Source organism: Cupriavidus sp. GW822-FHT03E04 (assembly GCF_058801495.1).
In genome coordinates this window covers 53378-80169 of sequence record NZ_JBXANI010000026.1, presented here as the reverse complement: position 1 = coordinate 80169, position 26792 = coordinate 53378, and the positions used below count along the sequence as shown (strand labels likewise).

At 67.0% G+C, this 26792-nt stretch carries 29 protein-coding genes; 12 read left to right on the top strand and 17 right to left on the bottom strand.

The window, feature by feature from the left end; translation table 11 throughout:
• Positions 1-13: 13 nt before the first annotated feature.
• From AC1RQC_RS31490 to AC1RQC_RS31465, 6 genes are all read right to left on the bottom strand, one after another.
• Complete coding sequence (locus AC1RQC_RS31490) at positions 14-2179, bottom strand: TonB-dependent receptor (protein ID WP_492885611.1); 2166 nt, start codon at positions 2177-2179, stop codon at positions 14-16.
• Positions 2180-2346: 167 nt separating this feature from the next.
• Entirely contained in the window at positions 2347-2814 is a 468-nt protein-coding gene (locus AC1RQC_RS31485) for a hypothetical protein (protein ID WP_492374297.1), read from the bottom strand.
• Entirely contained in the window at positions 2804-4099 is a 1296-nt protein-coding gene (gene zigA, locus AC1RQC_RS31480; protein WP_492812862.1) for a zinc metallochaperone GTPase ZigA, read from the bottom strand. The genes AC1RQC_RS31485 and zigA overlap by 11 nt, the downstream gene beginning before the upstream one ends.
• 267 nt (positions 4100-4366) lie before the next feature.
• Positions 4367-4786 carry an RNA polymerase-binding protein DksA gene (gene dksA / locus AC1RQC_RS31475; protein WP_006164034.1) on the bottom strand — a complete coding sequence of 140 codons (420 nt, stop codon included), beginning with the start codon at positions 4784-4786 and terminating at the stop codon, positions 4367-4369.
• Between the two features lie 598 nt (positions 4787-5384).
• Positions 5385-6482, bottom strand: coding sequence for a CobW family GTP-binding protein (locus AC1RQC_RS31470; RefSeq protein ID WP_492812865.1), 1098 nt, complete (start codon positions 6480-6482; stop codon positions 5385-5387).
• A gap of 101 nt (positions 6483-6583) precedes the next feature.
• Positions 6584-7105 carry a Fur family transcriptional regulator gene (locus tag AC1RQC_RS31465; protein WP_492374300.1) on the bottom strand — a complete coding sequence of 174 codons (522 nt, stop codon included), beginning with the start codon at positions 7103-7105 and terminating at the stop codon, positions 6584-6586.
• Between the two features lie 147 nt (positions 7106-7252).
• Between AC1RQC_RS31465 and AC1RQC_RS31460 the strand changes: the two genes are divergently transcribed.
• From AC1RQC_RS31460 to hslU, 4 genes are all read left to right on the top strand, one after another.
• Positions 7253-8152, top strand: a complete 900-nt coding sequence (locus tag AC1RQC_RS31460; RefSeq protein WP_492885609.1) for an alpha/beta fold hydrolase — start codon at positions 7253-7255, stop codon at positions 8150-8152.
• Positions 8153-8491: 339 nt separating this feature from the next.
• Positions 8492-9478: a tripartite tricarboxylate transporter substrate-binding protein gene (locus tag AC1RQC_RS31455; protein ID WP_492374302.1), complete on the top strand. Its 987-nt coding sequence runs from the start codon at positions 8492-8494 to the stop codon at positions 9476-9478.
• A 242-nt stretch (positions 9479-9720) separates the two neighbouring features.
• On the top strand, positions 9721-10257 hold the full coding sequence (gene hslV, locus AC1RQC_RS31450; RefSeq protein ID WP_006162714.1) for an ATP-dependent protease subunit HslV: 537 nt from the start codon (positions 9721-9723) through the stop codon (positions 10255-10257).
• A 92-nt stretch (positions 10258-10349) separates the two neighbouring features.
• Positions 10350-11681 (top strand): ATP-dependent protease ATPase subunit HslU, encoded by a 1332-nt coding sequence (hslU, locus tag AC1RQC_RS31445; RefSeq protein WP_150989789.1) that lies wholly within the window; start codon positions 10350-10352, stop codon positions 11679-11681.
• A gap of 88 nt (positions 11682-11769) precedes the next feature.
• Here hslU and AC1RQC_RS31440 read toward each other — a convergent pair whose 3' ends face one another.
• Positions 11770-12321: a YcnI family copper-binding membrane protein gene (locus AC1RQC_RS31440; protein ID WP_492812870.1), complete on the bottom strand. Its 552-nt coding sequence runs from the start codon at positions 12319-12321 to the stop codon at positions 11770-11772.
• A 255-nt stretch (positions 12322-12576) separates the two neighbouring features.
• Between AC1RQC_RS31440 and AC1RQC_RS31435 the strand changes: the two genes are divergently transcribed.
• From AC1RQC_RS31435 to AC1RQC_RS31425, 3 genes are all read left to right on the top strand, one after another.
• Positions 12577-13158, top strand: a complete 582-nt coding sequence (locus AC1RQC_RS31435) for a hypothetical protein (RefSeq protein WP_492885607.1) — start codon at positions 12577-12579, stop codon at positions 13156-13158.
• Between the two features lie 88 nt (positions 13159-13246).
• Complete coding sequence (locus tag AC1RQC_RS31430) at positions 13247-13450, top strand: CsbD family protein (RefSeq protein ID WP_150989795.1); 204 nt, start codon at positions 13247-13249, stop codon at positions 13448-13450.
• 172 nt (positions 13451-13622) lie between these two features.
• Entirely contained in the window at positions 13623-13919 is a 297-nt protein-coding gene (locus AC1RQC_RS31425; protein ID WP_492374305.1) for a hypothetical protein, read from the top strand.
• 23 nt (positions 13920-13942) lie between these two features.
• Here the strand turns inward: AC1RQC_RS31425 and AC1RQC_RS31420 are convergent, their stop codons facing one another.
• Together AC1RQC_RS31420 and AC1RQC_RS31415 are read right to left on the bottom strand one after the other, a co-directional pair.
• A complete protein-coding gene (locus tag AC1RQC_RS31420; protein ID WP_492374306.1) occupies positions 13943-14566 on the bottom strand; it encodes a response regulator transcription factor in 624 nt (207 codons plus the stop codon).
• Entirely contained in the window at positions 14563-15966 is a 1404-nt protein-coding gene (locus AC1RQC_RS31415) for an ATP-binding protein (RefSeq protein WP_492374307.1), read from the bottom strand. Before AC1RQC_RS31415 ends, AC1RQC_RS31420 begins: the two co-directional genes overlap by 4 nt.
• Positions 15967-16180: 214 nt before the next feature.
• Here AC1RQC_RS31415 and AC1RQC_RS31410 point away from each other — a divergent pair, with 214 nt between their 5' ends.
• The gene (locus AC1RQC_RS31410) at positions 16181-16660 is read left to right on the top strand and encodes a copper chaperone PCu(A)C (protein WP_416050237.1); all 480 of its coding nucleotides are present in this window, start codon (positions 16181-16183) and stop codon (positions 16658-16660) included.
• Between the two features lie 34 nt (positions 16661-16694).
• On the opposite strand, the gene AC1RQC_RS31405 is transcribed toward AC1RQC_RS31410, so the two are convergent.
• Complete coding sequence (locus AC1RQC_RS31405; RefSeq protein WP_174426049.1) at positions 16695-17630, bottom strand: LysR family transcriptional regulator; 936 nt, start codon at positions 17628-17630, stop codon at positions 16695-16697.
• 94 nt (positions 17631-17724) lie between these two features.
• Here AC1RQC_RS31405 and AC1RQC_RS31400 point away from each other — a divergent pair, with 94 nt between their 5' ends.
• Positions 17725-18237, top strand: a complete 513-nt coding sequence (locus AC1RQC_RS31400; protein ID WP_492885605.1) for a DMT family transporter — start codon at positions 17725-17727, stop codon at positions 18235-18237.
• On the opposite strand, the gene AC1RQC_RS31395 is transcribed toward AC1RQC_RS31400, so the two are convergent.
• From AC1RQC_RS31395 to AC1RQC_RS31385, 3 genes are all read right to left on the bottom strand, one after another.
• On the bottom strand, positions 18238-18465 hold the full coding sequence (locus AC1RQC_RS31395) for a cysteine-rich CWC family protein (protein WP_492373909.1): 228 nt from the start codon (positions 18463-18465) through the stop codon (positions 18238-18240).
• Positions 18462-18689, bottom strand: a complete 228-nt coding sequence (locus tag AC1RQC_RS31390) for a zf-HC2 domain-containing protein (RefSeq protein ID WP_492812879.1) — start codon at positions 18687-18689, stop codon at positions 18462-18464. Before AC1RQC_RS31390 ends, AC1RQC_RS31395 begins: the two co-directional genes overlap by 4 nt.
• Positions 18690-18779: 90 nt before the next feature.
• Positions 18780-19358 (bottom strand): sigma-70 family RNA polymerase sigma factor, encoded by a 579-nt coding sequence (locus AC1RQC_RS31385; protein WP_183032177.1) that lies wholly within the window; start codon positions 19356-19358, stop codon positions 18780-18782.
• Between the two features lie 260 nt (positions 19359-19618).
• Between AC1RQC_RS31385 and argB the strand changes: the two genes are divergently transcribed.
• Genes argB through slmA form a run of 3 tightly spaced genes read left to right on the top strand, consistent with a single transcriptional unit; the run spans position 19619 to position 22242 of the window.
• Entirely contained in the window at positions 19619-20548 is a 930-nt protein-coding gene (gene argB, locus AC1RQC_RS31380; RefSeq protein ID WP_006162725.1) for an acetylglutamate kinase, read from the top strand.
• 57 nt (positions 20549-20605) lie between these two features.
• The gene (locus AC1RQC_RS31375; RefSeq protein WP_492373912.1) at positions 20606-21586 is read left to right on the top strand and encodes an HAD-IA family hydrolase; all 981 of its coding nucleotides are present in this window, start codon (positions 20606-20608) and stop codon (positions 21584-21586) included.
• The gene (gene slmA / locus AC1RQC_RS31370) at positions 21583-22242 is read left to right on the top strand and encodes a nucleoid occlusion factor SlmA (protein ID WP_043343042.1); all 660 of its coding nucleotides are present in this window, start codon (positions 21583-21585) and stop codon (positions 22240-22242) included. The genes AC1RQC_RS31375 and slmA overlap by 4 nt, the downstream gene beginning before the upstream one ends.
• 54 nt (positions 22243-22296) lie before the next feature.
• Here the strand turns inward: slmA and AC1RQC_RS31365 are convergent, their stop codons facing one another.
• The 4 genes from AC1RQC_RS31365 to creC all read right to left on the bottom strand — a co-directional run bounded on the left by AC1RQC_RS31365 (position 22297) and on the right by creC (position 26779).
• Positions 22297-23118 (bottom strand): DUF817 domain-containing protein, encoded by an 822-nt coding sequence (locus AC1RQC_RS31365; RefSeq protein ID WP_492373954.1) that lies wholly within the window; start codon positions 23116-23118, stop codon positions 22297-22299.
• A gap of 103 nt (positions 23119-23221) precedes the next feature.
• On the bottom strand, positions 23222-23779 hold the full coding sequence (locus AC1RQC_RS31360) for a metal-dependent hydrolase (RefSeq protein ID WP_492812884.1): 558 nt from the start codon (positions 23777-23779) through the stop codon (positions 23222-23224).
• Between the two features lie 16 nt (positions 23780-23795).
• On the bottom strand, positions 23796-25226 hold the full coding sequence (creD, locus tag AC1RQC_RS31355; protein WP_492885603.1) for a cell envelope integrity protein CreD: 1431 nt from the start codon (positions 25224-25226) through the stop codon (positions 23796-23798).
• Positions 25227-25336: 110 nt separating this feature from the next.
• A complete protein-coding gene (gene creC, locus AC1RQC_RS31350; protein ID WP_492812886.1) occupies positions 25337-26779 on the bottom strand; it encodes a two-component system sensor histidine kinase CreC in 1443 nt (480 codons plus the stop codon).
• Positions 26780-26792: the final 13 nt, after the last annotated feature.

Here is a 26792-nt window from a genome sequence, read left to right as displayed (position 1 = left end):
GCCGCGGTGCTGCTTAGAACGTTGTGCGCACGCCCAGCTTGACGCTGCGCCCTGCCAGCGGCGCAATGTCGCGCAGGATCGAGGTGGCGCTGCGGGCGTCCTGGTTGGTCAGGTTGTCGCCGCGCAGGTAGACCAGCGTCTGGGTGCCCGCCATCTTGAACTTGTACGTGATGGACACGCCCAGCAAGGTGTACGCATCGGTGGGCGTGTCGTTGGACGGCACGCGCGTCTGGCGGGCGGCGTAGGTCACGTCCGCGCGCGCGCCCCACGGGCCGGCGCCGTATACCACCGCGCCGCCCAGGCGCAGCGGGGACAGGCGCGGCAGCGGCTGGCCGGTGTTGCGGTTCTCGCCGTGCACGTAGTCCGCGCGGGCCTCCAGGTCCAGCGTGTCGCTGCCGGTCAGCAGCTTCTGCGCGACGCGCGCCTTGCCTTCGGCCTCGAAGCCGTACAGCGTGGCGGGCACGCCCATGTATTGCATCACGGGCAATGCGCCGGCGCCGCCGGGCGCGACGAAATCGCCTTCCGCGTCGCGCGCGCTCCCGGTGTTGGTGAGCGCCAGGTAGTTCGCGAAGCGGCTGTAGTAGCCCGACAGGCCGGCGCTGTGCGGGCCTGACTTGAAGCGCACGCCCAGGTCCAGCGAGGTGGCGCGTTCCTTGGCGGCGTTGGGGTCGCCCTGCTCCCACGAGCCGGTGGCCACGTGGGGGCCATTGGCGTACAGCTCGTAGAAGGTTGGGGCGCGCTCCGTGTAGGCCAGGTTGGTGGTCAGCGACCAGGCCGGCGCCAGCTTGTAGAGCAGGCCGGCCGAGGCGCTGCCGGCGTTGAAGCTGCGGCTGGCGTCGGAGAAGCGGTCGTTGCCGTTGGCCTGCGCCTTCACGCTGGTGTGGTCCATGCGGCCGCCCAGGTTGAGCTTGAGGTCGCCGCTGGCGGTCAGCGGCATTTCCTCGAAGATGAACAGCGCGGCGTTGTCGGTGTCGGTGCTCGGCACGAAGGCCTCCTCGCCAAGCGCCGAGAAGCGGGTCGAGCCGAACTGGGTGCCGATCACGCCAGTCATGTTGCCGATGCGCGCGTGCTTGGCCTCGAAGCGTGCGTCCCAGCCGTTGTTCTTGAAGATGGTGCCGGTCTGCCCCGCGTCGATTTCCTTGTGCTCGTAGTCGGTGTAGCTGAACTTGCCTTTGACCGACTCGATGAAGCCGCCGGTGTTGCCGGCCAGGTTGCGCGCCTCGCCTTCGAGCGCGAAGCGTTGCTGGCGCATCTGCAGCCGCACGGTGTCTTCGGCGGGGGTACCGTATTCGTTGTGGTACTCGCTGTAGTTGGCGCCGACGAAGCCGTCAGCCCAGGTGTAGGCGCCGCCCAGCGAGCCGCCCGACTGCTGCGCGTTGCTGTTGGGCAGGCGGCCGTAGGCCTCGCTTTCGCCCTCCGGCAGCGGCTGGCTGTTGCGCACGCTGGCGCTGCGCGCGTAGCCGGGGATGCGCAGGTTGCTGGTCTTGCGGGCGAAGGCGTCGGCATGGATGGCGATCTGGCCATTGCCGGCCTCGAGCAGGCCGCTGGCGTTGCGCGCGCTGTCGCCGCCGGCGGTGGCGCTGGCGTCCACCGCGCCGCCGATGCCCTGGATTGGCTCCTTCGGGATGCGGTTGTCGATCACGTTGACCACGCCGCCGATGGCGTTGCCACCGTACATCAGCGCGGCGGGGCCGCGCACCACTTCAATGCGCTCTGCCACCAGCGGATCAATTGGCACGGCGTGGTCGTTGGACAGGGTGGAGGCGTCGACCGTGGTGCCGCCGTTCTGCAGCACCTTGATGCGGTCGCCGTCCAGGCCTCGGATGATCGGGCGGCTGGCGTTCGGGCCGAAGTAGCTGGAGGACACACCCGGCAGCTTGTCCAGGGTGTCGCCCAGCGTGCTGCCCTGGCGCACGGCAAGGGCATCGCCGCTGAGGGTGGAGACTGGCGCCACCAGGTCGGTGAGCTCGCTGCCCAGCGGGTTGGCTGTGATGACCACCTCGCGCAGCGTGGTCGGGGCGGAGGGTGCTGCCGGCGCGGCTGCTGCCGCAGCCGTCGATGCAGCCGGGGCGCTTTGCGCGAACACGCCTGTGGAAACGGAGGCGGAGGCGATCAGGGCCGCCACGGCGGCGAGCGGCGTGCGCCGCAGGATATGGGTTTGTTGGAGGCGGAAAGACATGGCTCGCATTGTTCTTGGGTGCTTTCGAGCGCGTGACGCCAGCGTCCGGATGCCGGCCGCGCGCCGTCCGGCGCTAAATGCGCGGGACGGCGGCGGGCAGCAAGATTCAGGAGCGCGGCGCGATGCGACAGGCGGCGGGCGGCGGCTTGGCAACCGCGGCCCGGGTTTCAGGCGAGAGCGTGAACGGCCGGAGGGGCGCGCGAGCGGAAAGGCTGGGGATGTTGCAGGTCGGGCCGGCGCCAGCCCACGCTGAACGGCACCGGCGACTGCAGGTGCGTGAGCGCCGGCATGGCCGGCGTGCCGCAATGGCTGGCGGCCACGGTGGCGCCGTCGAACAAGACGCAGAAGTGCCCCGCCAGCTTGAGCGAGAGCGGCAGATCGGGATCTGCCCGGGCGCTATCGGTGACCTGGATCTCGTTGTCGTTGGCGCCGGTAACAGGCAGGGCAGCCTCGCCATTGCCGGCGGCGGCCTGTAGCGTCGGGCTGAACAGCCCACCGTGATGAATACGGTGTGTCAGTCCGGCATGCTGGGCCAGCAGCAGGCACAGCGCCAGCCAGAGCGCCGGCCACAGGCCGAGGCCGCGCTCGCGCCGGCGCTGCAGGCGCTGCCAGGGCCGAACGGCCTCAGTGGCCATGGCCGCCGTGATCGTGGCCAGGGTCATCGCAACCACAGTCGTCGCCATGCTCGTGGCCGTCATCGTCCAGGCCGTCGTCCCAGCTCGGGAACGGGTCGGCGTACTGCGCCCAGGCATCCGGGCCAGCAGCCATTTCCGCGTCGGTCAGCAGGCAGGCGTCCAGCAGCGCTTCGAGCGTGGGGCGGTCAAGGTCCTGGCCGATCAGCACCAGTTCCTGGCGCCGGTCGCCAAACGGCGCGGGTTTGCCATCCACCGTCATATCGGCTTCGAGCTCGGCGCGGCCTGCTTCGTCTTCCGGCCATTCGGACGAATCCAGCGCGGCCCACCAGGCGCCGGCGCCGCCGTGGCGGCACACGCCGCCTGCCTGGCCCCAGGTGCCGGCTGCGTGCATGCGCGTGGCCAGCCAGAAGAAGCCCTTGGAGCGCAGCACATTGCCATGCTCGCGCAGCCACTCGGTGTGGATCAGCTCGGCGAAGCGCTGCGGATGGAAGGGGCGGCGGCGGCGGTAGACGAAGCTGCCGATGCCGTAGGCCTCGCTCTCCGGCACGTGTTCGCCGCGCAGTTCCGCCAGCCAGCCCGGGGCGGCGGCGGCGGCGTCGAAGTCGAAGCGGCCGGTGTCGAGGATGCTGTCCAGCGGTACCTTGCCAAAGCTGGCCGGCACGATGGCCGCGCGCGGGTTGAGCGAATGCAGGATGCCGGCGAGGCGCTCACACTCGGCCTCGCTGACGAGGTCGAGCTTGTTGAGCACGATCACGTCGCAGAACTCGACCTGCTCGATCAGCAGGTCGACCACCGTGCGGTCGTCGTCCTCGTCGCGCGCCTGGCCACGGTCCTGGAGGAAGTCGGCTTCGTTGAAGTCTTGCAGGAAGTGCGCGGCATCGACGACCGTCACCATGGTATCCAGGCGGGCGACGGTGTCCAGCGCCACGCCTTGCTCATCCTCGAAGGTAAAGGTCTCCGCGATGGGCAGCGGCTCGGCGACCCCGGTCGACTCGACCAGCAGGTAATCGAAGCGGCCCTCGCGCGCCAGCTTGCCGATCTCGGTCAGCAGATCCTCGCGCAGCGTGCAGCAGATGCAGCCATTGGTCAGCTCGATCAGGCGCTCGCCAGCCTGCGCCAACATGCCATCGCCAAGCAGGCGGGCGTCGATGTTGACGTCGGCCAGGTCGTTGACGATCACGGCCACCCGCTTGCCTTCGCGGTTGGCCAGGACATGATTGAGCAGGGTTGTCTTGCCGGCACCGAGGAATCCGGACAGCACGGTGACGGGCAGGCGATCGGCCATGGCATCGAGTCGCGCCGGGGTTGGGGCGCGTGTTATTGCAACAAAGTTGCGACTGTATCAGAAAGCAAGGGGGAAAGCAGGCAATTCGGGGCGCGCGATGGCCGCACGAATCCCGCCGTTCCTAATGATAGGCCCGTGCCTGTGACACCACAAAGGCGAATGATGAATGGCAGGCGATGCCTGCCGGTGTCGTGCCGCTCAAACAAAACGGCCCGGAGAACCGGGCCGTCTGGCGCGCGGGGCGACAAGCCCCGGGCAGTCGCGGAATCAGTCGCCGAACAGCTTCTGGCGCAGTTCGCGGCGTTGCTGGGCTTCCAGCGACAGCGTGGCGGTGGGCCGGGCCAGCAGGCGCGGCACGCCGATCGGCTCGCCGGTTTCCTCGCACCAGCCGTAGTCGCCGGACTCGATGCGGGCCAGCGATTGCTCGACCTTCTTGAGCAGCTTGCGCTCGCGGTCGCGCGTGCGCAGTTCCAGCGCGTGCTCTTCCTCGATGGTGGCGCGGTCCGCCGGATCCGGCACGATGACCGTTTCGCGCAGGTGCTCGGTGGTCTGGTCGGCGTTTTTCAGGATATCGTCGCGCAGCTGCTCAAGGCGATGTTTGAAGAAGCCAAGCTGCGCTTCGTTCATGTAATCCTTGTCGCCCATCTTCAGGATTTCAGCTTCAGTCAGAAGTTTATTGCTGCTCATGGTTGCTGCTGATTCTCTTGTTGGTGCGACCGGCGGCGTCTTGGTCCGCTCGGGTGCAGTGTCCGGCCGCTTGCGCGGCGCGGAGGTTTCGCTCTGGCTGGCTGCAGACTGGCTGCTGTGCGTGCCTCCCTTGGCCTCGCCCGCACCGGCGTGCGCCGTACTGCCGCGGGGAGCAGGCGCAGCCTCCATGGACTGCGCCTTCAGCGTCTCGGCCGCAGCGTTGCTGCTTTTGCTGCGGCTTTGTTTCGTTTTCGTTGCGGCTACCATGGGACACCTCTCTCTCGCGTCGATCGATGACGGCGCGTGACGGGTGCCCCAAGCGGAGGGCGGTCTCCGCATAAAGCACTGCGACCGCACCTGCCGGCAGCCCGCCTCATGCTGACGACGACCGCCGCCCTGCATTGCGGGCATCATCGCCAAATGACCAAATGACCAAATGGCCAAAAGACAAAAGGCTACGTTACCCGCACTAAATCCAGCCTATTGTACTTGAACAAAAATTTTGGAGATATGGGAGAAAAGCGGGGAGTTTTCCCTGATATCCCGGCCCCCCTCCGACGAGGGGGGGCGGCAGGGCGGGCGGCGCTGCCTGCCGGCTTTAGGCCAGGCAGGTGGCCAGGCCCTTCAGGATGGCGTCCTTGGGCAGGTCCACGCCAATGAAGACCATCTTGGTGCCGGGGGTTTCATCGCCCCATTTTGCGCCAATATCGCTGCCCATCAGCTGATGCACGCCCTGGAAGACCACTTTCCGGTCCACCGCGTCCATATAGAGTACGCCTTTGTAGCGCAGCAGGTTTTCCCCGTAGACCGACAGGATGCCAGACAGGAATTCCTCCAGCTTGGCGTAATTGAAGGGTTTTTCGCTACGGAAGACGAACGAGCCGATGCGGTCGGTGTGGTGGTGGTGATGGTGGTGGTCGTGCTTGTGATCATGGCCGTGACCGTGCTGGTCATGATGATCGTGGCCGCAGTCATCGGCGCAGTGGTCGCCGTGAGCGTGCTCGTGCGCATGGTCGTGATCATGCTCTTCGGCCTCGGCACGCAGGAAATCCGGGTCGATTTCCAGCTTTTCGTTCAGGTTGAAGCCCCGAAGGTCAAAGATTGTGTCGATCGGCGCTTCGCCGAAATGCGCCGTGCGCACGGGCGCGCGCGGGTTCATGTGCAGCAGGCGGTGGCGCAGGTCGGCGATCTCGCCTTCCGGCACCAGGTCGGCCTTGGTGACGAAGATGGCGTCGGCAAAGCCCACCTGGCGCTGCGCTTCTTCCTGCTTGTCGAGCTGATGGTTGGCGTGCTTGGCGTCCACCAGGGTGATCACGGCGTCCAGCAGGTAGCGCTGGGCGATCTCGTCGTCCATGAAGAAGGTCTGGGCCACCGGGCCCGGATTGGCCACGCCCGTGGTTTCGATCACGACGCGGTCGAAATCGATCTCGCCGGCGTCGCGGCGGGTCATCAGCTGGGACAGCGCCGCCACCAGGTCGCCGCGGATGGTGCAGCAGATGCAGCCGTTGCTCATCTGCACGATCTGCTCGCGGCCATCCTGCACCAGGATCTCGTTGTCGATGTTCTCTTCGCCGAACTCGTTTTCGATCACGGCGATCTTCATGCCGTGCTGCTCGCTCAGGATGCGCTTGAGCAGGGTGGTCTTGCCGCTGCCGAGGAAGCCGGTCAGGATCGTGACCGGGATCAGTTTGGACATTGTTTTCTCCGGGAAGGGATGCCGCTTTGGCCTGTCGTGCGCGGGGTAAGTCGGGTTTGGGTAACTTGTTCGTTTATCTAGCGAGCGGGCGGTGACGCCGCTCAGCCATGCTTGCCAGGGGTGCGTGCGCCGCATTCGGCGCAAACGCCGTTCACGGTCAGCTCCACATGCTCCACGGCAAAGCCGCTCGGCACCTTGGGCGCGGCTTGCGCCGGCGCGCTGACGCCGTCCAGGCAGAAGGTGCGGTCGCAGCGGTTGCAATGGAAGTGGCTGTGCTGCCGGTGCACCTGCGCGCGCGCGGCCTCATGCTCGACCAGGCTGAAGCGGAAGACCCGGTCGTGGCCGGCCCGTTTCTGGGCCAGCCCTTGCTCGACCAGCCAGTCGAGCACGCGGTACACGGTCACGCGGTCGATCGCTTCGCCATCGGCCGGCATGCGGTCGATCACGGCCTGGTGGGTCAGCGGCTCGTGGCTTTCCATCAGGCAGGCCAGGATGCCAAGGCGCGGTTGGGTCACACGCGCACCCAGCTCGCGCAGGCGTTCGTGGGCTGCGTCCAGGGTGGCCGGCGCGGGGGGCATGGCGGATCCAGGCATGGCCTGGGTGGGGGAGGGGCTGCTGCTCATGGACCGATTTAACCATAGCGCCCCGGGTGATGCAATTCAGTTGCGTCAACTCGGCACCCTGGCGGCCGTCCTCGGCCCGCGCGCCGTCGCGCCAGCGGTTTGCGTCTATCATCGCCAGCAGGCCCCCGAGACCCGAGGAGACACTACATGCAGAACGACGCCAGCGCCCTGCTGTTCCCCAATTTCGAGCCCTTTCGCCTGCACATCGGCGACCTGGAGATCGCCGGCGTGCGCGGCGGCTCCGGGCCGCCGCTGTTGCTGCTGCATGGCCATCCCCAGAGCCACCTGATCTGGCACAAGGTGGCACCCGCGCTGGCCGACCACTTCACCGTGATCGCCACCGACCTGCGCGGCTATGGGAGCAGCAGCGCGCCGCCGGGCAAGGCCGGCTTTGAAACCTACAGCAAGCGCGCGATGGCGCAGGACCAGGTGGCGGTGATGGCGCAGCTGGGTTTCGACCACTTTGCGCTATGCGCCCACGACCGCGGCGCGCGCGTGGCGCATAGGCTGATCGCGGACCATCCCGGCCGGGTCACGCGCGCCATGCTGCTGGACATTGCTCCCACGCTGGCCATGTACGAACGCACCAGCATGGCATTTGCCGCCGCCTACTGGCACTGGTTCTTCCTGATCCAGCCGGCGCCATTCCCGGAAACGCTGATCAACGCGGAGCCCGAGTTCTATCTCAACAAGCTGATGGGCCTGCGCCACGCCGGGCTGAGCCCGTTCGCGCCCGAGGCGATGGCCGCCTACACCGCCGCCATGCGCGATCCGGCCCACGTGCATGCCATGTGCGAGGACTACCGCGCGGCAGCCACCATCGACCTGGACCATGACCGGGCGGACCGCGCCGATGGCCGCCGGCTGGATTGCCCGCTGCGCGTGCTGTGGGGCGAGCATGGCGTGGTGGCGCGTTGTTTCGAGCCGTTGGCGCTGTGGCAAGAGGTGGCGAGCGAGGTCAGCGGCCGCGCGGTGCCCTGCGGGCATTACATCCCCGAGGAGGCGCCGGGGGTGCTGCAGGAGGAAATGCTCGGCTTCTTCCGTTGATCTTCTGTTGATCTTCTGTTGAGCTTCCGTTGGTCTCCTGTGGTTCTCCCGTTGCGCACCGATTCCCGCAGGCTGCGTCGAGTTCGATACATTTAGCGCACCTTTGCGAAGAAATGTCTTAGCGGGTTATTCCGGATATTTGCCACTTTTCGACATTGATAGCATTGCGCTCCGGTCGCGCGGCCCAAGCCGCCGCGGCCGTATGCGCTGTGCCCGCGTCATGGTCGGCGCTGCCGCCCGGATCGGGCCGGCAGCGCAGGAATGGCAGCGCCCGACAGGGCGCGCCACTCCGGCCGGGGCAGTGTCGGGACGGGAATAGCAGGGTATCCAGGAGATAGCATGAAACGAGTTGCACAGTTTGTGGCTGCCGCGCTGACGGTCGGCGTGATGGGAGTGCATGCGGGCGCGCAAGCAGAGGAATTCCCCGGCAGCAAGCCGGTATCGGTGGTGGTGCCTTTTGCCGCGGGCGGCCCAACCGACAAGGTCTCGCGCGAGCTGGTCATGATCATGTCCAAGCACCTGGGTACCACGATGGTGATCGAGAATCTGGGCGGCGCTGGCGGCACCATCGGTGCCAAGAAGGTTGCGCAGGCCAAGGGTGATGGCTACACCATCCTGATCCACCATATCGGCATGTCCACCGCGCCGGCGCTGTACCGCAACCTCGGCTTCGATCCGCTCAAGGACTTCGAAACCGTGGGCGAGATCGCCGACGTGCCGATGGTGATGATTGGCAACAAGAACCTGCCGCCCGCCAGCTTCAAGGAACTGCTGCCCTATATCAAAGCCAATGCCAGCAAGCTGTCGCTGGCCAACGCTGGCATCGGCTCGGCCTCGCACCTGTGCGGCCTGCTGTTCCTGAGCGCGATCCAGACCGACCTGACCACGGTGCCCTACAAGGGCACGGCGCCGGCGCTGACCGATATCCTGGGCGGCCAGGTCAACCTGATGTGCGACCAGACCACCAATATCGCCGGCCAGCTCAAGGCGGGCGCGCTCAAGCCGTACGCCGCCATGCAGAGCCGCCGCGTGGAAGCCTTCAAGGACATCCCGACGGCCGCCGAGCAAGGCCTGCCGGGCGTCGAAGTGAAGATCTGGCACGCCATGTACGCGCCCAAGGGCACGCCCAAGCCGGTGGTGGACAAGCTCTCGGCAGCGCTGCAAAAAGCAGTGACGGACCCCAACTTCCGCGCCAAGATGGCTGAGCTGGGCGCCGAAGCCGTGCCCGCGCAGCGCGCCACGCCGGAATCGCTGAAGGTCTTCCTGGCCGGGGAAATCGGCAAGTGGAGCCCGGTGATCAAGAAGGCCGGCGTCTACGCAGACTGACCAGACGCAAGATCCGGTTCGTCCGCCGGCACCCGCTCGCGGATGGTGAAAAGGCCACGCGCAATGCGTGGCCTTTTGTCTTCCAGCGGCGTTGGCCGCGCGCAGCCAACGCCGCCTCGTCTATATTGTTCTGGTTGCCTTCGGTGCGGCAACGGATGCGCACGCAGAGCCGCTTGCGCCGGCCCTTGAATTCACCGCAGCCGTCGCCACCTACCTCCCTGACACATTCTCGCGAAGCCATCATGGAACAGTATCACGGCACTACCATCGTCAGCGTCCGGCGCGGCAACCAGGTTGCAGTCGGCGGTGACGGCCAGGTCACACTCGGCAATATTGTGATGAAGGGCACGGCACGCAAGGTCCGCCGCATCTACAACGGCAAGGTACTGGTTGGCTTCGCCGGCAGCACAGCCGATGCCTTCTCGCTGCTTGACCGCTTCGAGGCCAAGCTGGAGAAGTACCAGGGCAACCTGACCCGCGCCGCCGTCGACCTCGCCAAGGACTGGCGCTCGGACCGCGCGCTGCGCCGGCTCGAGGCCATGCTGATCACCGCCGACCGCGACACCACGCTGGTGATCACCGGCAACGGCGATGTGCTCGACCCCGAAGGCGGCGTGGCCGCGATCGGCTCGGGCGGCGCTTATGCCCAGTCGGCCGCCAAGGCGCTGGTGGAGAACACCGAGCTTTCGCCCAAGGACATCGTCGAGAAGTCGCTGGGCATTGCCGGCGAGCTCTGCATCTACACCAACACCAATTTCGTCATCGAGACGCTGGAATGAGCGTCGGCCGGCCGCGCAATGACCTGTTGCGTGGCCGCCTGGGCCCGGATGCCGCACCGCTCCGGTCCGTCGTCTTCCTCTGAACGGATACCATGTCGCATACCATGACCCCGTCGGAAATTGTTTCCGAACTCGACAAGCACATCATCGGCCAGAACAAGGCCAAGAAGGCGGTAGCGGTTGCGCTGCGCAATCGCTGGCGCCGCCAGCAGGTGGAAGAACCCCTGCGCCAGGAAATCACGCCCAAGAACATCCTGATGATCGGGCCGACCGGCGTCGGCAAGACCGAGATCGCGCGCCGCCTGGCCAAGCTGGCCGATGCGCCGTTCATCAAGATCGAGGCCACCAAGTTTACCGAGGTGGGCTACGTGGGCCGCGACGTGGACACCATCGTGCGCGACCTCGCGGAGATGGCGGTCAAGCAGGCGCGCGAATCCGAAATGAAGAAGGTGCGCGCCAAGGCCGAGGAAGCCGCCGAGGACCGCCTGCTCGACGTGCTGCTGCCGCCGCCGCGCGATATCGGCTTTAATCAGCCCGAGGAAAAGGATTCCAATACGCGCCAGGTGTTCCGCAAGAAGCTGCGCGAAGGCCAGCTCGACGACAAGGAGATCGAGCTTGAGGTTGCCGCCGGCTCGCCGAACATGGACATCATGGGTCCCCCGGGCATGGAAGACATGACCGAGCAGATCCGCACCATGTTTGCCGGCCTGGGCCAGGGCAAGAAGGCGCGCCGCAAGATGAAGGTGCACGAAGCCTTCAAGCTGCTGATCGACGAGGAAGCCGCCAAGCTGCTCAATGACGAAGAGGTCAAGCACAAGGCGGTGGCCAACGTCGAGCAGAACGGCATCGTTTTCCTCGACGAGATCGACAAGATCGCCAGCCGCAGCGACGTGGGCGGCGCCGAAGTGTCGCGCCAGGGCGTGCAGCGCGACCTGCTGCCGCTGGTCGAGGGCACCACGGTGAACACCAAGTACGGCATGATCAAGACCGATCACATCCTGTTCATTGCCTCGGGCGCCTTCCACCTGTCCAAGCCGAGCGACCTGATCCCCGAGCTGCAAGGGCGCTTCCCGATCCGCGTCGAGCTGGAATCGCTGTCGGTCTCCGACTTCGAGGCCATCCTGACGCAGACCGACGCCAGCCTGACCAAGCAATACCAGGCGCTGCTGAACACCGAGCAGGTGCAGCTGGTGTTCGCGCCGGATGGCATCCGCCGCCTGGCAGAGATCGCTTTTTCGGTCAACGAGAAGGTCGAGAACATCGGCGCACGCCGCTTGTACACGGTGATGGAGCGGCTGCTGGAGGACCTGTCCTTCCATGCCACCAAGTCATCGGGCGAGACGGTCACCATCGACGCGGCCTATGTGGATGAGCGCCTGGGCGACCTGGCCGGCAACGAAGACCTGTCGCGCTACGTGCTGTAAGCCTTAGCCCGGTTCAGCGGCATCCAGACGATCCAGACGACAAAGGGCGCACTTCGGTGCGCCCTTTGTCGTTTTGCAATACGCCCGCTCAGTGCGCGTGCGCATGCCCCGCCGGCATCGGCGCGGTCAGCTCCAGCGCTGCCGCCGGCGTCTTCAGCTCGCGCAGGCTCTGGCCATCCGCGGGGATCTGCGTCCATTCGGTGCGCCCGTCCTCGCATTCCTGCACCACCGGGAAATACAGCTTGCCGGCCTGCTCGGGCAGCTTCATCAGCATCACGAACTCATCGAAATGCGCGTCGGCCAGCGAGCCGGCAAACCAGCGCAGCGTGCGCACGTCCTCGCTCACGGTCTTGCCGTGCGAGGTGTAGGGCTTGGCCAGCGGCGCGCGTTTCACTTCCAGTTGCCAGCCTGCCTTGGGCTGCGGATGGGCGCCTTGCACGCCTTCCGGGATGGTCACGGTGATGGCGCGGGTGGCGCTGCCGTTGCAGCCATGCCCCACCATCAGCGCGCCTTTGAAGTAGCTGCCTGCCGTCGCGGCCTTTTGCTCGAACACGATGTGCGCGAACGCGGCGGGCGTCCAGCTTGCGCCAAGCGAGGCCAGCGCGATGGTCACTGCGGGCAGCAGGCGGGATGCGGTCATGTGGATTCTCCTGGGAAGCGCGTCAGTCTAGCGCCGAAGGACGCCTGCGGCCCTGCGGCGCAGGGCCGCAGGCGTCGTGTGCCCCGGAAATCATGTCGGAATTGTCTTACGCGGCTTTCGGAGCGTCACGCCTGATTGTCGGAGGCGCCCATGCGTACTCTGTACTTACGGTGTGGGCAAACGCGGATCGCACCCGGCATAGGCCAAGAGCGAGACTGCCCTCCACAATATCCGCCACTGAAAAAGGAGCACGACATGATGAAGAAATGGCTGAGCGCAGCAGTGTGTTCGATGATGTTTGCCGGCCCTGCGGCCTTCACGCTGGCGCATGCCGCACCCGCGGGTTCCAAAGCGGACTACGACGCGGCCGTGAAGACCGCCAGCGCCAACTACAAGGCCGCGCGCGCCCAGTGCGACAGCCTCAAGGACAACGCCAAGGACGTGTGCGTGAAGGAAGCCAAGCGCGACGAGGACGTGGCCAAGGCTAACGCCGAAGCGACCCGCGATGGCACGGCCAAGGCGCGCGCCAAGGCGGACAAGGTCAAGGCCGATGCCGACTACAGCGTGGCCAAGGAAAAATGCGACGACGCTAAGGGCAATGACAAGGATGTGTGCGTGAAGGAAGCCAAGGTTGCCCACGAGCGGGCCTTGGGTTCGGCCAAGGTCGAGAAGGCTGCCGCCACCGGCACCAGCACCGACGTCGCCGAAGCGCGCGCCGACGCCAAGAAGGACACCATGGACGCCGCCTACAAGGCTGACAAGCAAAAGTGCGATGCACTGTCCGGCGACGCCAAGGACAAGTGCCTGGCTGACGTGAAGACCAAGTACGCCAAGTAACTGGCCTGCGCGCTGGCTCAGCAGGTTGAGCCAGCACGCCAAGTCGGCACGTCACCCATCCACGACATCCACGATAGAGGAAGCGACCATGAATTGGGATCAAATCGCAGGCAAATGGGACCAGGCCAAGGGCAAGGTCAAGGAAAAGTGGGGTCAGCTCACAGACGACGACCTTACCCAGATCCAGGGCAAGCGCGATCAGCTTGCCGGCCGGATCCAGGAGCGCTATGGCTACACCAAGGAGCGCGTGGAAGAGGAAATGAAAGCGTGGGAGCGTGATTCACGCTGGTAAGAGACCCGGATAAGACACGCTGGTAAAGAGAAGCGTAAGACAGGTAAGCATTCGTAAGCACGCTGGTGCGTGTTGCGATGCAATGCCAAAGTGGCGGCCGGCACGATCGAAGGATCGTAGCCGGCCGATTAGCACCCGCATCCCCAACCACCAACCTGGCAGGAGAAACGAAATGAAACGCGAGCTACTGTCCTCGTTCGGCGTACTTTGCGGCCTTGCCGCGGCCACTGTCTTTCTCTGCGTGCGCCCGGAGGCCGCGCCCGTACATCGCCAGGCGAGCGCGCCAGTGGTGGCGAAGCCCGCCGTGTTGGCCGGCACCACGCCGCAAGCCGCGGTGGAACTGGCCGTGCAGGCCGGCGATCTCGGCTCGCGTGCCGACCGCCATGCCAGCGACGCGCTGCGCATTGCCGAGCAAGCCGCCGGGCAGGAAGAGGACCTGGACTGGGACTACGTGCAGTTGCGCCTCTGAGCTTGCGGATTCGCGGCGAACGCCTAGCGCGATACCGGCCGCTTGCCCAGTTTGCGCTGCAGCGTGCGCCGATGCATATTGAGCGCGCGCGCGGTGGCCGAGATGTTGCCCTCGTGTTCGGACAGCACCCGCTGGATGTGCTCCCACTCCAGCCGGGCCACCGATAGCGGCACCGGCTCTTCCATGGCGGCTTCGGCCGCGTCTTCCGATACCCCGGCCATCAGCGCCGTCAGGATCGAATCCACATTGGCCGGCTTGGCCAGGTACTCATCAGCACCGTGCTTGACCGCGGCCACCGCGGTGGCAATGCTCGCATAGCCCGTCAGCACCAGGATGCGCGCATCGGGCAACGCCGCGCGCAGCGGCGCGACCAGTTGCAGGCCAGACTCGGCTGGCGCGGTGCTGCCGGCTTCCGGCGGCGCGCTCAGGTGCAGGTCCAGCGTGATGTAGTCAAACGGCGTTTGTGCCGCCAGCGCCAGCGCCTGCTGGCGGTTATGGGCGATCTGCACGGCGTAGCCGCGGCGCGTCAGCGCGCGTGCCAGGGCGCCCGCGAACACGGCATCGTCGTCGACGACCAGGAAGGGAGCGGCATCGCTGGCGCCGGGCTGTGCGCCGGCGGCGGCGGGATCGTGGGGGGCGTCGGTCATCGCGGGCTCGTTGTCAGGGGTGAGGCAAACGGTGAGGCGGCCGGTAAGGCTGCCAGGGAAGGCGCGGGCAGGCGCAGCTCGGCCACGGTGCCGCCCTCGTGGTGGTCATGCCAGGCCAGCCGGCCGCCCATCTGCTGGGCCGCGCTTTGCGCCAGGTACACGCCAATGCCCTGGCCGCCGTGCATGCTGGTCATCGGTGCTTCGCCCAGGCGCGCGCGCTGGGATTTTGGGATGCCCAGGCCGCGGTCGGTGACGCGGAAGATCAGCGTCGGCAGCGCGCGGTTGTTCTCCAGCGCGATGGCCAGGCGCAGCGGAATCTGCTCGTGCCCCGCGGCCAGCTGGCTGCGCGCGGCGTTGTCCAGCAGGATCGTCAGGATCTGCCCCACGCGCGCGGCCTCCACCGGCAGGGCCGCGGCTTCGCCAATGGCATTGGCTTCCAGCCGGGCATGGGGGTGGCGCAACTGCCAGCGTTCCACGTAGCCGTCCAGCCACGCATCGATGCGCTGCGGCGCTGCGGTCTCGTGGTCGTCGCGCAGGCGGGCCAGGATCGATTTGCACAGCTCGAGCTGTTGTTCCATGGTCTGCAGGTCCGGCAGGTAGGCGGACACTTGCGTGGTGGCCAGGCGCGGGTCCGCCGCATCGGCGCGCAGCTCGCCGGCGATGACCGCCAGCGTGGCCAGCGGCGTGCCGATCTCGTGGGCGACCGCCGCGGCCTGGTCGTTCAGCGCTTCGATGCGCGCGTCGCGCAGCAACTGTTCGCGTGCCAGGTTGAGCTCCGCGTCGCGCTGGCGCAGCACGCCGGACAGGCGCGCCACGAAGACCGCGATCATGGTCGCGCTGGCGACAAAGTTGAGCCACATGCCGGCCAGGTGATAGTTGATGGCGTTGTCCGGGTTGTGCAGGTTCAGCGGCACATACTCGATCAGCATCAGGCTGTAGCAGGCCATCGCGTAGGCGGCGAGCGCGATCACGTTGCGCCACGGCAGGATCGCGGCGGCGATCGCCAGGCCCGGCAGGTAGAACGAGACAAAAGGGTTGGTCGCGCCGCCAGTGAAGAACAGGTTGGCCGACAGCGCCGTCAGGTCGACCATCAGCTGGCCCATCAGCTCGGCGTCGCTCGGCATGCCGCCGCGGCTGGTGTGCATGCGCAGGCGCAGGCCGGTGAGCAGGTTGAACACCGCTTGCAGGGACAGGATCGCCAGCAGGGGGCTGTATGGCAGGATCACGCCGGCCACGGCCTCGCACGAAACCAGCAGCACCGCTTGCCCGCCCATCAGCGCCCAGCGCAGCCAGAACAGGCGGCGCAGGCTCATCAGGTTGTGACGGACCGGGATGATGCTCGTGGCGGAGCCGGGGCGGGAGGGGGCCGTGTCTGGCGGCACGGCTGCGATGGTATCCATGCCGCGAGTTTAACAACGACCGGCGCCCGGCCTGCCGCGTGCGACACCGTGCCGCATTGGTTGGCGCCGGGGCCGCTGCCAGACTGAACGGTTCGCTGCCGGGCAGCCAACCGGCCGGTTCCTCGATTTGCGCCGCCTGGCTCACGTCGCCAGGGACGCCATGGTCTAATGTTCTCTTTGTGCAGTCCTTTGAATCTCAGTGGAGATAGTCCAGATGCAAGCCAGATTCCTCGCCGCGGTGCCCGCCGCCCTGCTCGCCGCGCTGTGCTCGAACGCGGCTTTTGCCCAGGTCGATGTCAGCAACGCCTGGGCGCGCGGCACCGTGCCGGCGCAGACCGCCACCGGCGTGTTCATGACCCTGCATGCGCACGAGCCCGCCAAGCTGATCGGCGTCAGCACGCCGGCGGCAGCCACAGCCGAAGTGCATGAGATGAAGATGGATGGCAACGTGATGCGCATGCGTGCCATCGGCGCGCTCGACCTGCCCCGCATGCAGGACGTCGAGCTCAAGCCGGGTGGCTATCACGTGATGCTGATGGGTCTCAAGGCGCCGCTGAAGAAGGGTGACACCGTGCCGCTGACGCTCAAGATCGAGCAGGGTGGCAAGGTGACCGAGCAGAAGGTCGACGCCGAAGTGCGCGACCTCACCGCAACGGCGCCGGCCGCCGGCGCGCACGGTGACCACAAGCACTGAAGCACTGAGCCGTACAGGCAGCTAGCTGGGCTGCCTAGCTGCGCAGGCTGATCGCGTCGTCCGGCTCGTCGCCTGCGGCCACCGCGATCACGCGGTCGCGCAGCCAGCTATGGCCGGGATCGGCGTCGGTACGGTCGTGCCAGATCAGGCTGAAGCCAAAGCCCGGCAGGGGGAAGGGCGGATCGAACACCGCGAAGCGTGGGTCCTCCTCGAACGCGGCCAGGCTGCGGCGCGCAGTGGTCAGGACCAGGTTGGTGCCGGCAATCAGCGCTGGCGCCACGCTCCAGTGGGGCAGCACGCAGGCAATCTTGCGCCGCCCGCCCACCTTGGCCACAGCGGCGTCGATGGCATCTACGCGCTCGCTGTGGGCCGCCACCAGCACATGCGAGCGGGCCAGGTACGCCACCTGGTCAAGCTTGCCCAGGCCGCGCACCGTGGCCGCATCCACCATGCAGGCATAGGTTTCCTCAAATAGCTCCGTGCAGTGCACGCCTTCCGGGGGCTGCCCGAACACGCCCAGCGCCAGGTCGATCTCGCCGTCCGCGACCTTGGCTGTCATGGCTTCGCGGCTGGCCTGGCTGACCACCAGGTCGATGCCAGGCGCGATCTTGCGCACCGCGCGCAGCAGGCCGGGCAGCAGCGCCATGGCGCCGTAGTCGGACATGGCCAGGCGGAAGCTGCGGCGCGCCGTGGCGGGCTGGAAGCCGGAAGGCCCCAGCAGGATGCGTACCTGCGCCAGCGCCTCGGCCAGCGGGCCCGCCAGTTCGTGGGCGCGCGCGCTCGGCACCAGGCCGCCCTGGCCACGCACCAGCAGCGGGTCGTCCAGCAACTGGCGCAGGCGGCCCAGCGCGTGGCTCACCGCAGGCTGGCTGAGGTGCAGGCGCAGCGCGGCGCGCGAAATATGTCGTTCGGCCAGCAGGGCTTCCAGCACCACCAGCAGGTTCAGGTCGATACCGCGGAGATCATTCATGCGGCGCATATTAACGCTACGAAACGAGAATTGGTAATTCGCGGCGCAATATTTCACACTGGGGCATCCAATTTTTGGCGAAGGAGATGCCGCAATGCCTGGTATAAATCACTTTTCGCCGGCGCTTGCCGGCCTCGTTCCCGTCCTGGTGGCCATTGTTTCCGGGGCGGTGATCCCATTTCAGGCCGGCGCCAACGCCGCGCTCGGGCGCAGCCTGGGCCATCCGCTATGGGCCACTGTGGTGTCGCTGCTGGTCAGCCTGGCGGTGGTGGTGCCGCTGCTGTGGCTGCTGAAGGTTCCGCTGCCCTCGCTGGCGGTGGGCGGGCCGGGCTGGATGTGGGTCGGTGGCGTGGCGGGCGTGTTCTACATTACCGTGGCACTGGTGCTGGCTCCGCGCCTGGGCGCAGGCGGCTTTATCGCGGCGGTGGTGGCGGGGCAGATGGTGGGCGCGCTGCTGCTGGACCAGTTTGGCCTGGCGGGTTTCGCGGCGCGCGCCGTGACGCCGGGGCGCATGGCCGGCGCCGCGCTGGTGGTGCTGGGGGTGGTGGTGATGCAGTTCGCCGCGGCGGGCGCGGGCAGCACAACGCCAGCGCAGTCGGCGAACTGATCAGCCCTTGGTTTGCGCCTGGCCGGCATCCTCGCGGCGGCGTGCCAGGCAGGCGGGGCAGAGGCAGTGCTGGCCCGGCACGATCTGCCGGGCGGGCAGCAGTGGCTGGGTGGCGCACCAGCAGTGGGGCAGGCCGGCGGCATAGCCGCAGACAAAGCCGGCGCCGCAGGCGCTGCAATGCTCGATGGGGCGCAATTGCCCCGTCAGCACCGTGGCCGGATCGCTCACGGCTTGTCCCCGGGCAGCTCGTCTTCCTGGCCCAGCCGGGACATGGCGGAGCGCATCAGCCGCATCTGGCCCGAAAAATTGGTGCATGCATCGCAAATGGCCATGTGTCCGCGCATGCGCACGCGCTCGAACCAGCTCAGCGGCCGGTCCATGCTTTCCATGGTCAGGTGGTGGATCTCGCGGCAGTTTGGCAGCAGCCGGCGGTGGGGTGGCGTGTCAGGCATGGCTTCCTTCGGTCGGAGAGGCGGTTTCGGGCCGGGGCAGCTTGCCTGGCTGCCCCGGCCTGCTTACAAGCTCGGGCGAGCGTCAGGCACTCACGCCTTCTGCCCAAACCAGTTCAGTTCCAGGCACTCGCGCAGGCGCATGCGGGCTCGGTACAGCATGACCCAGGCATTAGTCGTCGTGATCTCGAGTTCCTGACAGATTTCTTCGGTTTCCAGCTCCAGCCATTCCCGCATCATGAAAATCCGGCCGATCTTGGCGGGCAGCTTGTCCACGCACAGCTGGAGGATCTCGAAGAACTCGCGGCGCTCCAGCGCGCGGTCCGGGTTGCCCCAGTCGGAAGGTGGCGTATGGTAGTGGCCGTTCTTGGCGAACAGGGCGTCGAAGGCATCGATATCCGACTGCGCCTCGCCGTCCTCGTCGCCGCCGCCCAGCGTCAGGCGTACTTCGCGCCGGCCGCTGCGCAGCGTATCGATGATCTTGTGCTTGAGGATGCCGATGAGGTAGGTCTTCAGCGCGGACTGGCCGCTGAAGCGCTCAGGGTGTTCCAGCGCGGCCACCAGGGTGTCGGAGACGGTATCCTCGGCCAGTGCCTGGTCGCGTAGTTGCAGGCGGGCGAAGCGCAGCAAATGGGGGCGCAGGGCGCTAAGATCGTCGGGGTGCAGGCTCATTGTGTTGCCGCTATTCGATGGCGATGCGACTGTTGGACAACCGTTGGACAACTGTTGCGTGGATAGAACGCCATGGTGCGCCGCAGTACGCATGCACCGGTTTTGAACCCCCGCTGCACCACCGTCTGCACGCGTGCGCCACGGTTTCTTGTAAAATCGGCGCCTGCCGCGGCCGGAGGTGGCCTATTCGGGGTAAAAAGCCCCTTAACCAATCGCTCACCGCCGGTCAGAATTGCCATGATACCTGTTGAATCTCACGGATGTCCCTTGCCATGAACGCCGACACCCCTGGGCCTGCCGCTACCGCGGTGGCCGCAATTGCCCCAGCCCTCAAGGCCGAAATCCTTGCCGAGGCGCTGCCCTATATCCGCAAGTTCCACGGCAAGACCATTGTGGTCAAGTACGGCGGAAACGCGATGACCGAGGAAAAGCTCAAGCACGGCTTCGCGCGCGACGTGATCCTGCTCAAGCTGGTCGGCATGAACCCGGTCGTGGTTCACGGCGGTGGCCCGCAGATCGACGAAGCCCTGAAGAAGGTCGGCAAGGTCGGCACGTTTATCCAGGGCATGCGCGTTACCGATGAAGAGACCATGGAAGTGGTCGAATGGGTGCTTGGCGGCGAAGTGCAGCAGGACATCGTCATGCTGATCAACCAATATGGCGGCCAGGCCGTGGGCCTGACCGGCAAGGACGGCGGCCTGATCCGCGCCAAGCGCCTCAAGATGCCGGACCGCGAAAGCCCCGGCGCCTTCATCGACATCGGCTTCGTGGGCGATATCGAGGCCATCAACCCGGCGGTGGTCAAGGCCCTGCAGGACGACGCCTTCATCCCGGTGATCTCGCCGATCGGCTTTTCCGACGACGGCCAGGCCTACAACATCAACGCCGATGTGGTGGCGGGCAAGATGGCCGAGATCCTCAAGGCCGAGAAGCTGGTGATGATGACCAACATCCCGGGCGTGATGGACAAGGCCGGCAACCTGCTGACCGACCTGTCGGCGCGCGAGATCGAGGAACTGTTCGCGGATGGCACCATCTCCGGCGGCATGCTGCCCAAGATCTCGTCGGCGCTGGACGCGGCCAAGAGCGGCGTGAATTCGGTGCACATCATCGACGGCCGCATCGAACACTCGCTGCTGCTTGAAATCCTGACCGAACAAGCGTTCGGTACCATGATCCGTTCGCACTAGAACGCATCTACGGCAGCGCGCGCCGCGCGCTGCCGCTTCACTTCTTTTTCTTCCTGCGTGCCCACTATTTCCCCGCCCTTGCGCCGCAGCCTGCGCGGTGCGCGCCGACGCCGCCCCGCGGGCGACAATTCCGGCCGCACGGTCTGGCTGTTCGACCTCGACAACACGCTGCACGACGCGTCGCATGCGATCTTTCCCGCCATCAACCAGTTGATGACGGCGTATGTCGCGCGCGTGCTGGGCAGTGACGAGGCCATCGCCAGCGAGGTTCGGGTGAAGTACTGGCAGCGCTATGGCGCGACGCTGCTGGGCATGATCCGCCACCACAACGTGGACCCGGCCGACTTCCTGCGCGCCGCGCATGATTTCCCCGAACTGGCGGAGATGGTGCGGGTGCAGCGCGGCCTGGTCGGCCACCTGCGCCGCCTGCCCGGGCGCAAGATCCTGGTGACCAACGCACCGGAGCAATACGCGCGCGCGGTCATGAAGGTGGCTGGCATCCAACAGTGTTTCGAGCGGGTGGTCGCGATTGAGGACATGTGGGTGCACGGCCATCTGCGGCCCAAGCCGGACCGGCGCATGTTGCGCCGGTTGCTGGTGCAGCAACGGGTGGCGCCGCACCGTGCGGTGCTGGTGGAAGACACGTTGTCCCACCTCAAGCGCTACGCGGGCACGGGCATTCGCACGGCCTGGGTGACGGGCTACCTGCGCACGCTGGCGCCATCGCGTCCGCACGACGTGCCGATGCCCGCGGGCTCCGCGGTGGCGGGCGCCAGCGGTGACGCCGTGCTGCGCAGCACGCTGGATGCGCAGGACCGGCAGCACACCGGCCACGCCGCGCAGGAACATTCGGTGACGCTGGTGGCGGCCGAGACGCAGGATCCGCCCGCGCTGGCGACTGGCACGACAGCGCCGCAGGCGCTGCCGGCATCGGCGCCGCGCGTGCGGGCGCGGATCGTAAATCGCCCCGGCTATGTGGACGTAAAAGTACAATCCATGCATCAACTCCAACGACGAATGCGGAGAATCGGGTCATGATGCACAGTAACGGGCACCCATCGGGTGCGGCTCCGGCCGCTGCCGGGCAGGGCGCAGGCGCGGACGGGGCGCCGGCACGCAAACGCCCGCGTCCTGGCGAGCGGCGTGTGCAGATCCTGCAGACGCTGGCCGGGATGCTGGAAGTGCCGCGCGGGGAAAAGGTCACCACCGCGGCGCTGGCGGCCAAGCTCAGCGTATCGGAGGCGGCGCTGTACCGCCATTTCGCCAGCAAGGCGCAGATGTTCGAAGGCCTGATCGGCTTTATCGAGCAGACCGTCTTCGGACTGATCAACCAGATCACCACCCAGGAAGAGCATGGTTTGCGCCAGGCGCACGCCGTGGTGCGCATGCTGCTGTCCTTTGCCGAGAAGAATCCCGGCATGACGCGCGTGCTGACCGGCGAAGCGCTGGTGGGCGAGCATGATCGCCTGCAGGAGCGCATCAACCAGGTAGTGGACCGGATCGAGGCCTCGCTGCGGCAGTGCCTGAAGATCGCCATCAGCCAGGGTGCGTTTCCGCCCGACGCCGATGTGCCGGTGCGCGCCGCGCTGATCGTGGCGACCGTGCAGGGGCAGTGGCATCGCTATGCCAAGAGCGGCTTTCGCAAGCTGCCGAGCGAGAACGCGGACGCGCAGTTGCGCGTGTTGCTCGGCTAGGCCGCGCCATCGGCCATGAGAAAGGGCAGGCTCGCGCCTGCCTTTTTTTCGTCATCAGGCCGCCGGCACATGGATGCTGGCCTTGATGTGCTTCAGGTTGGCCACGATGGTAAACGTCATCACGATCAGCAGGGACCAGGAACTCCACTTGCCCACATGCACCGCCGACCACGCGCCAAGCTGGTTGGGGTAGTGCCATACCGCGAAGAACGTGCTGATGTTCTCCGCGATCCAGACGAACAGCCCGATCAGCACGAAGGCCAGCAACAGCGGCATCTCGCGCTCGCGGTCCAGCGGGCGGAAGCGGACTGTGGTGCGCGCGTACAGGCCTGCGATGCCACAAGCCAGGTACCAGCGGTAGTCACCGATAAAGTGATGGGTGAAGAAGTTCGCGTAGACCAGCGCCGCCATCAGGCCCGCCATCCAGTACGGCGGGTGATGGCGCACATTCACGTCCAGCATGCGCCAGGCCTGGATGATGTAGCTGCCTACCGCCGCGTACATGAAGCCCGAGAACAGCGGCACGCCCAGCACCTTGGTGTACGCAAAATCCGGGTAGCTCCAGGACTGGATGCCACCCGAGACCTTGAACACCTCCAGCGCGAAGCCCACGACGTGGAACAGGCTGATGGCCTTTAGTTCGTCCAGCGTTTCCAGGCGCGCCCACACCATCGCCGCCTGGATGCCGAGCGCGGCTGCCAGCAGCAGGTCGTAGCGCGGGATACCAAGCAGGCCGCCGCGCGGGACAGCGAACACGCAGAGGAAGAACAGCCCCGCGAACAAGCAGGAGCGCGCCTCCTTGACGCCGAAGGCCAGGAACTCGCACAGCCCGCGCCGCGCGCCGGTGAGCGCAAGGCCAGGGCGTGGCGCGGTCAGGATACGGTCGAGCCGGTTATGCGCGGGGCCATGGCCGTAGTGCAGCCCAGGGCGCAAGCGGGGCGAATCGCGCATGCGTGTAGCGGTGGTTGTCATGCTGGCGTCAGTCCGCACAGGCGCGCACCGGCACGCGGCGATCGACAGGCCTGATGCGATCGCACCAGCGGCGCAGCGCAGCACCGAGCGTGGCGAACGCCAGCAGCGGCAGGCCGATCCACGCACACTCCAGCCAGAAGCGCGCAGCGCCAAACAGGCCCGCGCCGGCCAGCGGCAGCGGCCGCCATGGCAAGGTCACGCGCTGCGCCGTCAGCGGGTAGAAGAGCGCCGTGCCGATGCCGCGGTCGGTCAGCAGGTCCAGCAAGGGATGCGACACGGTGCTCAGTGCGATGAACAGGAACGCGATGCCGCGCTGCCAGCCGCAGCGCCGCGCCGCCAGCGCGGCCAGCAGGCCAAGCGCCACCGCGAAGCCGATCGAGTGGGTCAGGCCGCGGTGGCCCAGCAAGGTGTTGTAGCGCACCCCGGCGTACCAGACGTTGAGCATGTCGACATCCGGCACGATGCTCGCCGCGACGCCAGCCAGCACCAGGCCGGCCGGCACCCGCCGCCGTCCCAGCACGGCCGCCAGCGCGAGTGGCGGGGCGCAATGAAGGTAGGTTGGCATGGCGTTGCGCCTTCGTTCAGGCTGATGCCGAGGCGGCAGCGTCGGCGTCTTCTTCGCCGGCCGGGGCGGCAGGCTTGTCGCGCAGCGGCTGCCATGCGGCGCCCGCGGCGTACCAGTCGATGCGCCGGGTCATGACCATGATGGCAGCCAGGATCACGAACATCAGCAGCGAGCCCAGCATCAGCGCATTGTCCTCCGACAGCAGCAGGCCATAGAGCGCGCCGTACAGCACCGTCAGCAGCGTGGCAAAGGCCAGCCCGCGCCGCCAGCTCTGCAGCACGAACGACAAGTAGAAGCCCAGCAGCCCGATGCAGGCACCGCTGGCCGCCAGGTAGGCCAGCGCGAACGAGATATGCTCGGACAGGCTCAGCAGCAACAGGAAGAACACCGCGAGCGCCAGGCCCACCAGCAGGTACTGGATCGGGTGGATGCGCAGGCGCTTGATGAGCTCGAACATGAAGAAGCCAGCGAAGGTCAGCAGCACGAACATGGCGCCGTACTTCACCGCGCGCTCGGCCTGCAGGTAGATGTTGACCGGATCGATCAGCGTCACCGACACCGTTTCCAGCGTGCCGTCGCCCGAGCCAGCGAGCTGGCCGCGAGCCTTGGTGTTGTACGAGGTCACGCTCCAGTTGCTGCGAAAGCCTTGCGCGGTCACGCTGCGGGTGCGAGGCAGGAAGTCACCGTCGAAACTCGGATGCGGCCAGGCGGAATCGAGCGAGATATCGTTCTGGTCGCCCACCGGGGTGAAGGCCAGCGACTGCGCGCCCAGCAGCGGCAAGGTCAGCGAGAACGGCACCACGCGCTGTGCCTGCGCGGACCTGCCATCCAGGCCGGGCTTGGCGGCCTTGGCGGGCGGCAGGTCGATCTCGGCGTGCAGGCCTTGGGACAGGCTCTTGAGCAGTGCGCCTTGCTCCAGCTTAAGCGGCTTGCCGTCCAGCTCGAACGCAGGCGCCGCCATCAGGCCGCGCGTGTCGCTGATGCCGATCGTGATGTATGGCTGGCCCACCTCAAAGCCGACGTGGCCGGCCGAGCGCGGCAGCTCGGCCGGATCGGGCAGCGCGATGGTGCCCTGCCAGCGGCTTTGCATCTCGTACACCAGCACCTTGTGAATGCCGCGATAGCGCTCGCTCGGCGTGACCTCGCCCTTGACGCGCAGCGTGGTGGGGAAGACCAGCAGCTGCCCGGCCTCCGCCTGCAGCACGGTGGCATTCGGCCGCTTGGGGTCGCTGCTGTCCGTCACGCGCAGGATCTCCTTGTACGGCAGCACCAGCACCGGGCCGGTCAGGGTTTGCGGGCCGGCGTAGCTCTGCCAGACGCTGCGCACCGCTTCCTCGCGGTAGTGCTTGCGGTCCTGCACGGCGTTGCCCACGAGGTGCAGCGGGATCAGGATCAGCAGGATCAGGAACGCCGTGATGGCGGACTTGAAAAACAGGATTCGGTTCATGGCGGCAGGCGCGCGGGAGTGACGATGCCGCTAGCTTAGGCTTGCCATGTGAGCCGCCGCGGAAGCCTGCGTGAAGCGATTCGCGCGCTTGTGTGTTGAGTGTGAAGCCGCTATGCCGCAGGCAGCGTCAGCGTCGCGCACGCGCCACCCTCGGCGCGGTTGGCCAGCGTGATGTCACCGCGATGCAGCGTGGCGATCTCGCGTACGAAGCACAGGCCCAGCCCGGTGCTCTTGTCTTGCCCGCCGGGGCGCGGCAGCGAATAGAAACGCTCGAACAGGCGCGCCAGCGCATAGTCGGGAACGCCGGGGCCGTGATCGGTGACGCGCACGGCGATCATGTGAGCGGGCTCATTGCCGTGCGCCACGGACACGTCGACCGTGCTGGCCGCTGGCGCAAAGTCGATGGCATTCTCCAGCAGGTTGCCCAGCGCCTGGTGCAGCAGGAACGGATCGCCCCTCACCACCGCTGCGGGCTGGCCCGGCGGCAGCAAGCGCAGCGTCAGGTCGCGCTGGCGCGCGCGCGGCTCCAGCTCATGCAGCAACTGCTCGATCAGCGGCTCCAGCGCAACCGGCGCGTGGGTCTCCAGGCTCTGGCGTTGCTCCAGTGCCGCGAGCGCCAGCAGCTTGCGGATCATTTCCTCAAGCCGCTGCGCCTGCCGCCGGATATTGGCGACGAAGCGGTTGCGGTCGGCGGCCGGCATGTCCTCCTGCAGCAGCTCGGCGGCGCCGCCGATGGCTGCCAGCGGGCTCTTCATCTCGTGCGTCAGCGTATGGATATAGTGCTCGACGTACTGCTTGTCCTCCAGCCGCAAGCGCATGCTCTCCACCGAGCGCCCCAGCTCGGCCAGCTCGCTGGCGCCGCGCAGCGGCATCTCGGCACGCTCGCCCGACGCCACCGCACGCGCGTAGCGCTGCAGGCGGCGCAGGCCGTGCACCAGCCACAGCGTGCAGGCCAGGCCGATCACGAACGCACCGCCCATCAGCAGCAGGCCGTTGAGCAGGATCTTGCGCTGGCTGCGCTCGATGAACGGCGCCATGGTCACATTGGGCTTGGCCACGGTCAGCACGCCGATGGTCTTGTTGCCGTCGCGGATGGGGGCTGCCACGTGCATCACCGTGCTGGCGTCGTCGTCGGGGTTGGCGCGGGTGCTGCGCGCGCCGTACTCGCCGCGCAGCGTGCGGTAGACGTCGTTCCAGCGCGAGTAATCCGCGCCCACGGCTGCTTCGCCGGAATCGAAGCGCACGATGCCGCGCTCGTCTGTGATGTAGATGCGGTAGCCCACCGCATCCTTGTGCATGCCCCACACATTGGCGTCGACCTTGTCCTCGCGCAGCCGCGCCAGGCGGCGCGCGAAGGCGCCGTTGGCAATGCGGCCGCTCTTCATGTCGTCGGCGGCCAGCACCGCCAGCACGTGGGCGGTGTCGACCAGCGTGTCTTCCATGGCCTGCCGCACGCCGGGCTTGACCTCCTGCACGAACACCCGCAGCGTGAGGAAAGCCGCCAGCCCGACGATCAGGAAGAAGCCGAGGAAGATGCGAAGCCCGATATGCATGCGTAGCCGTGGG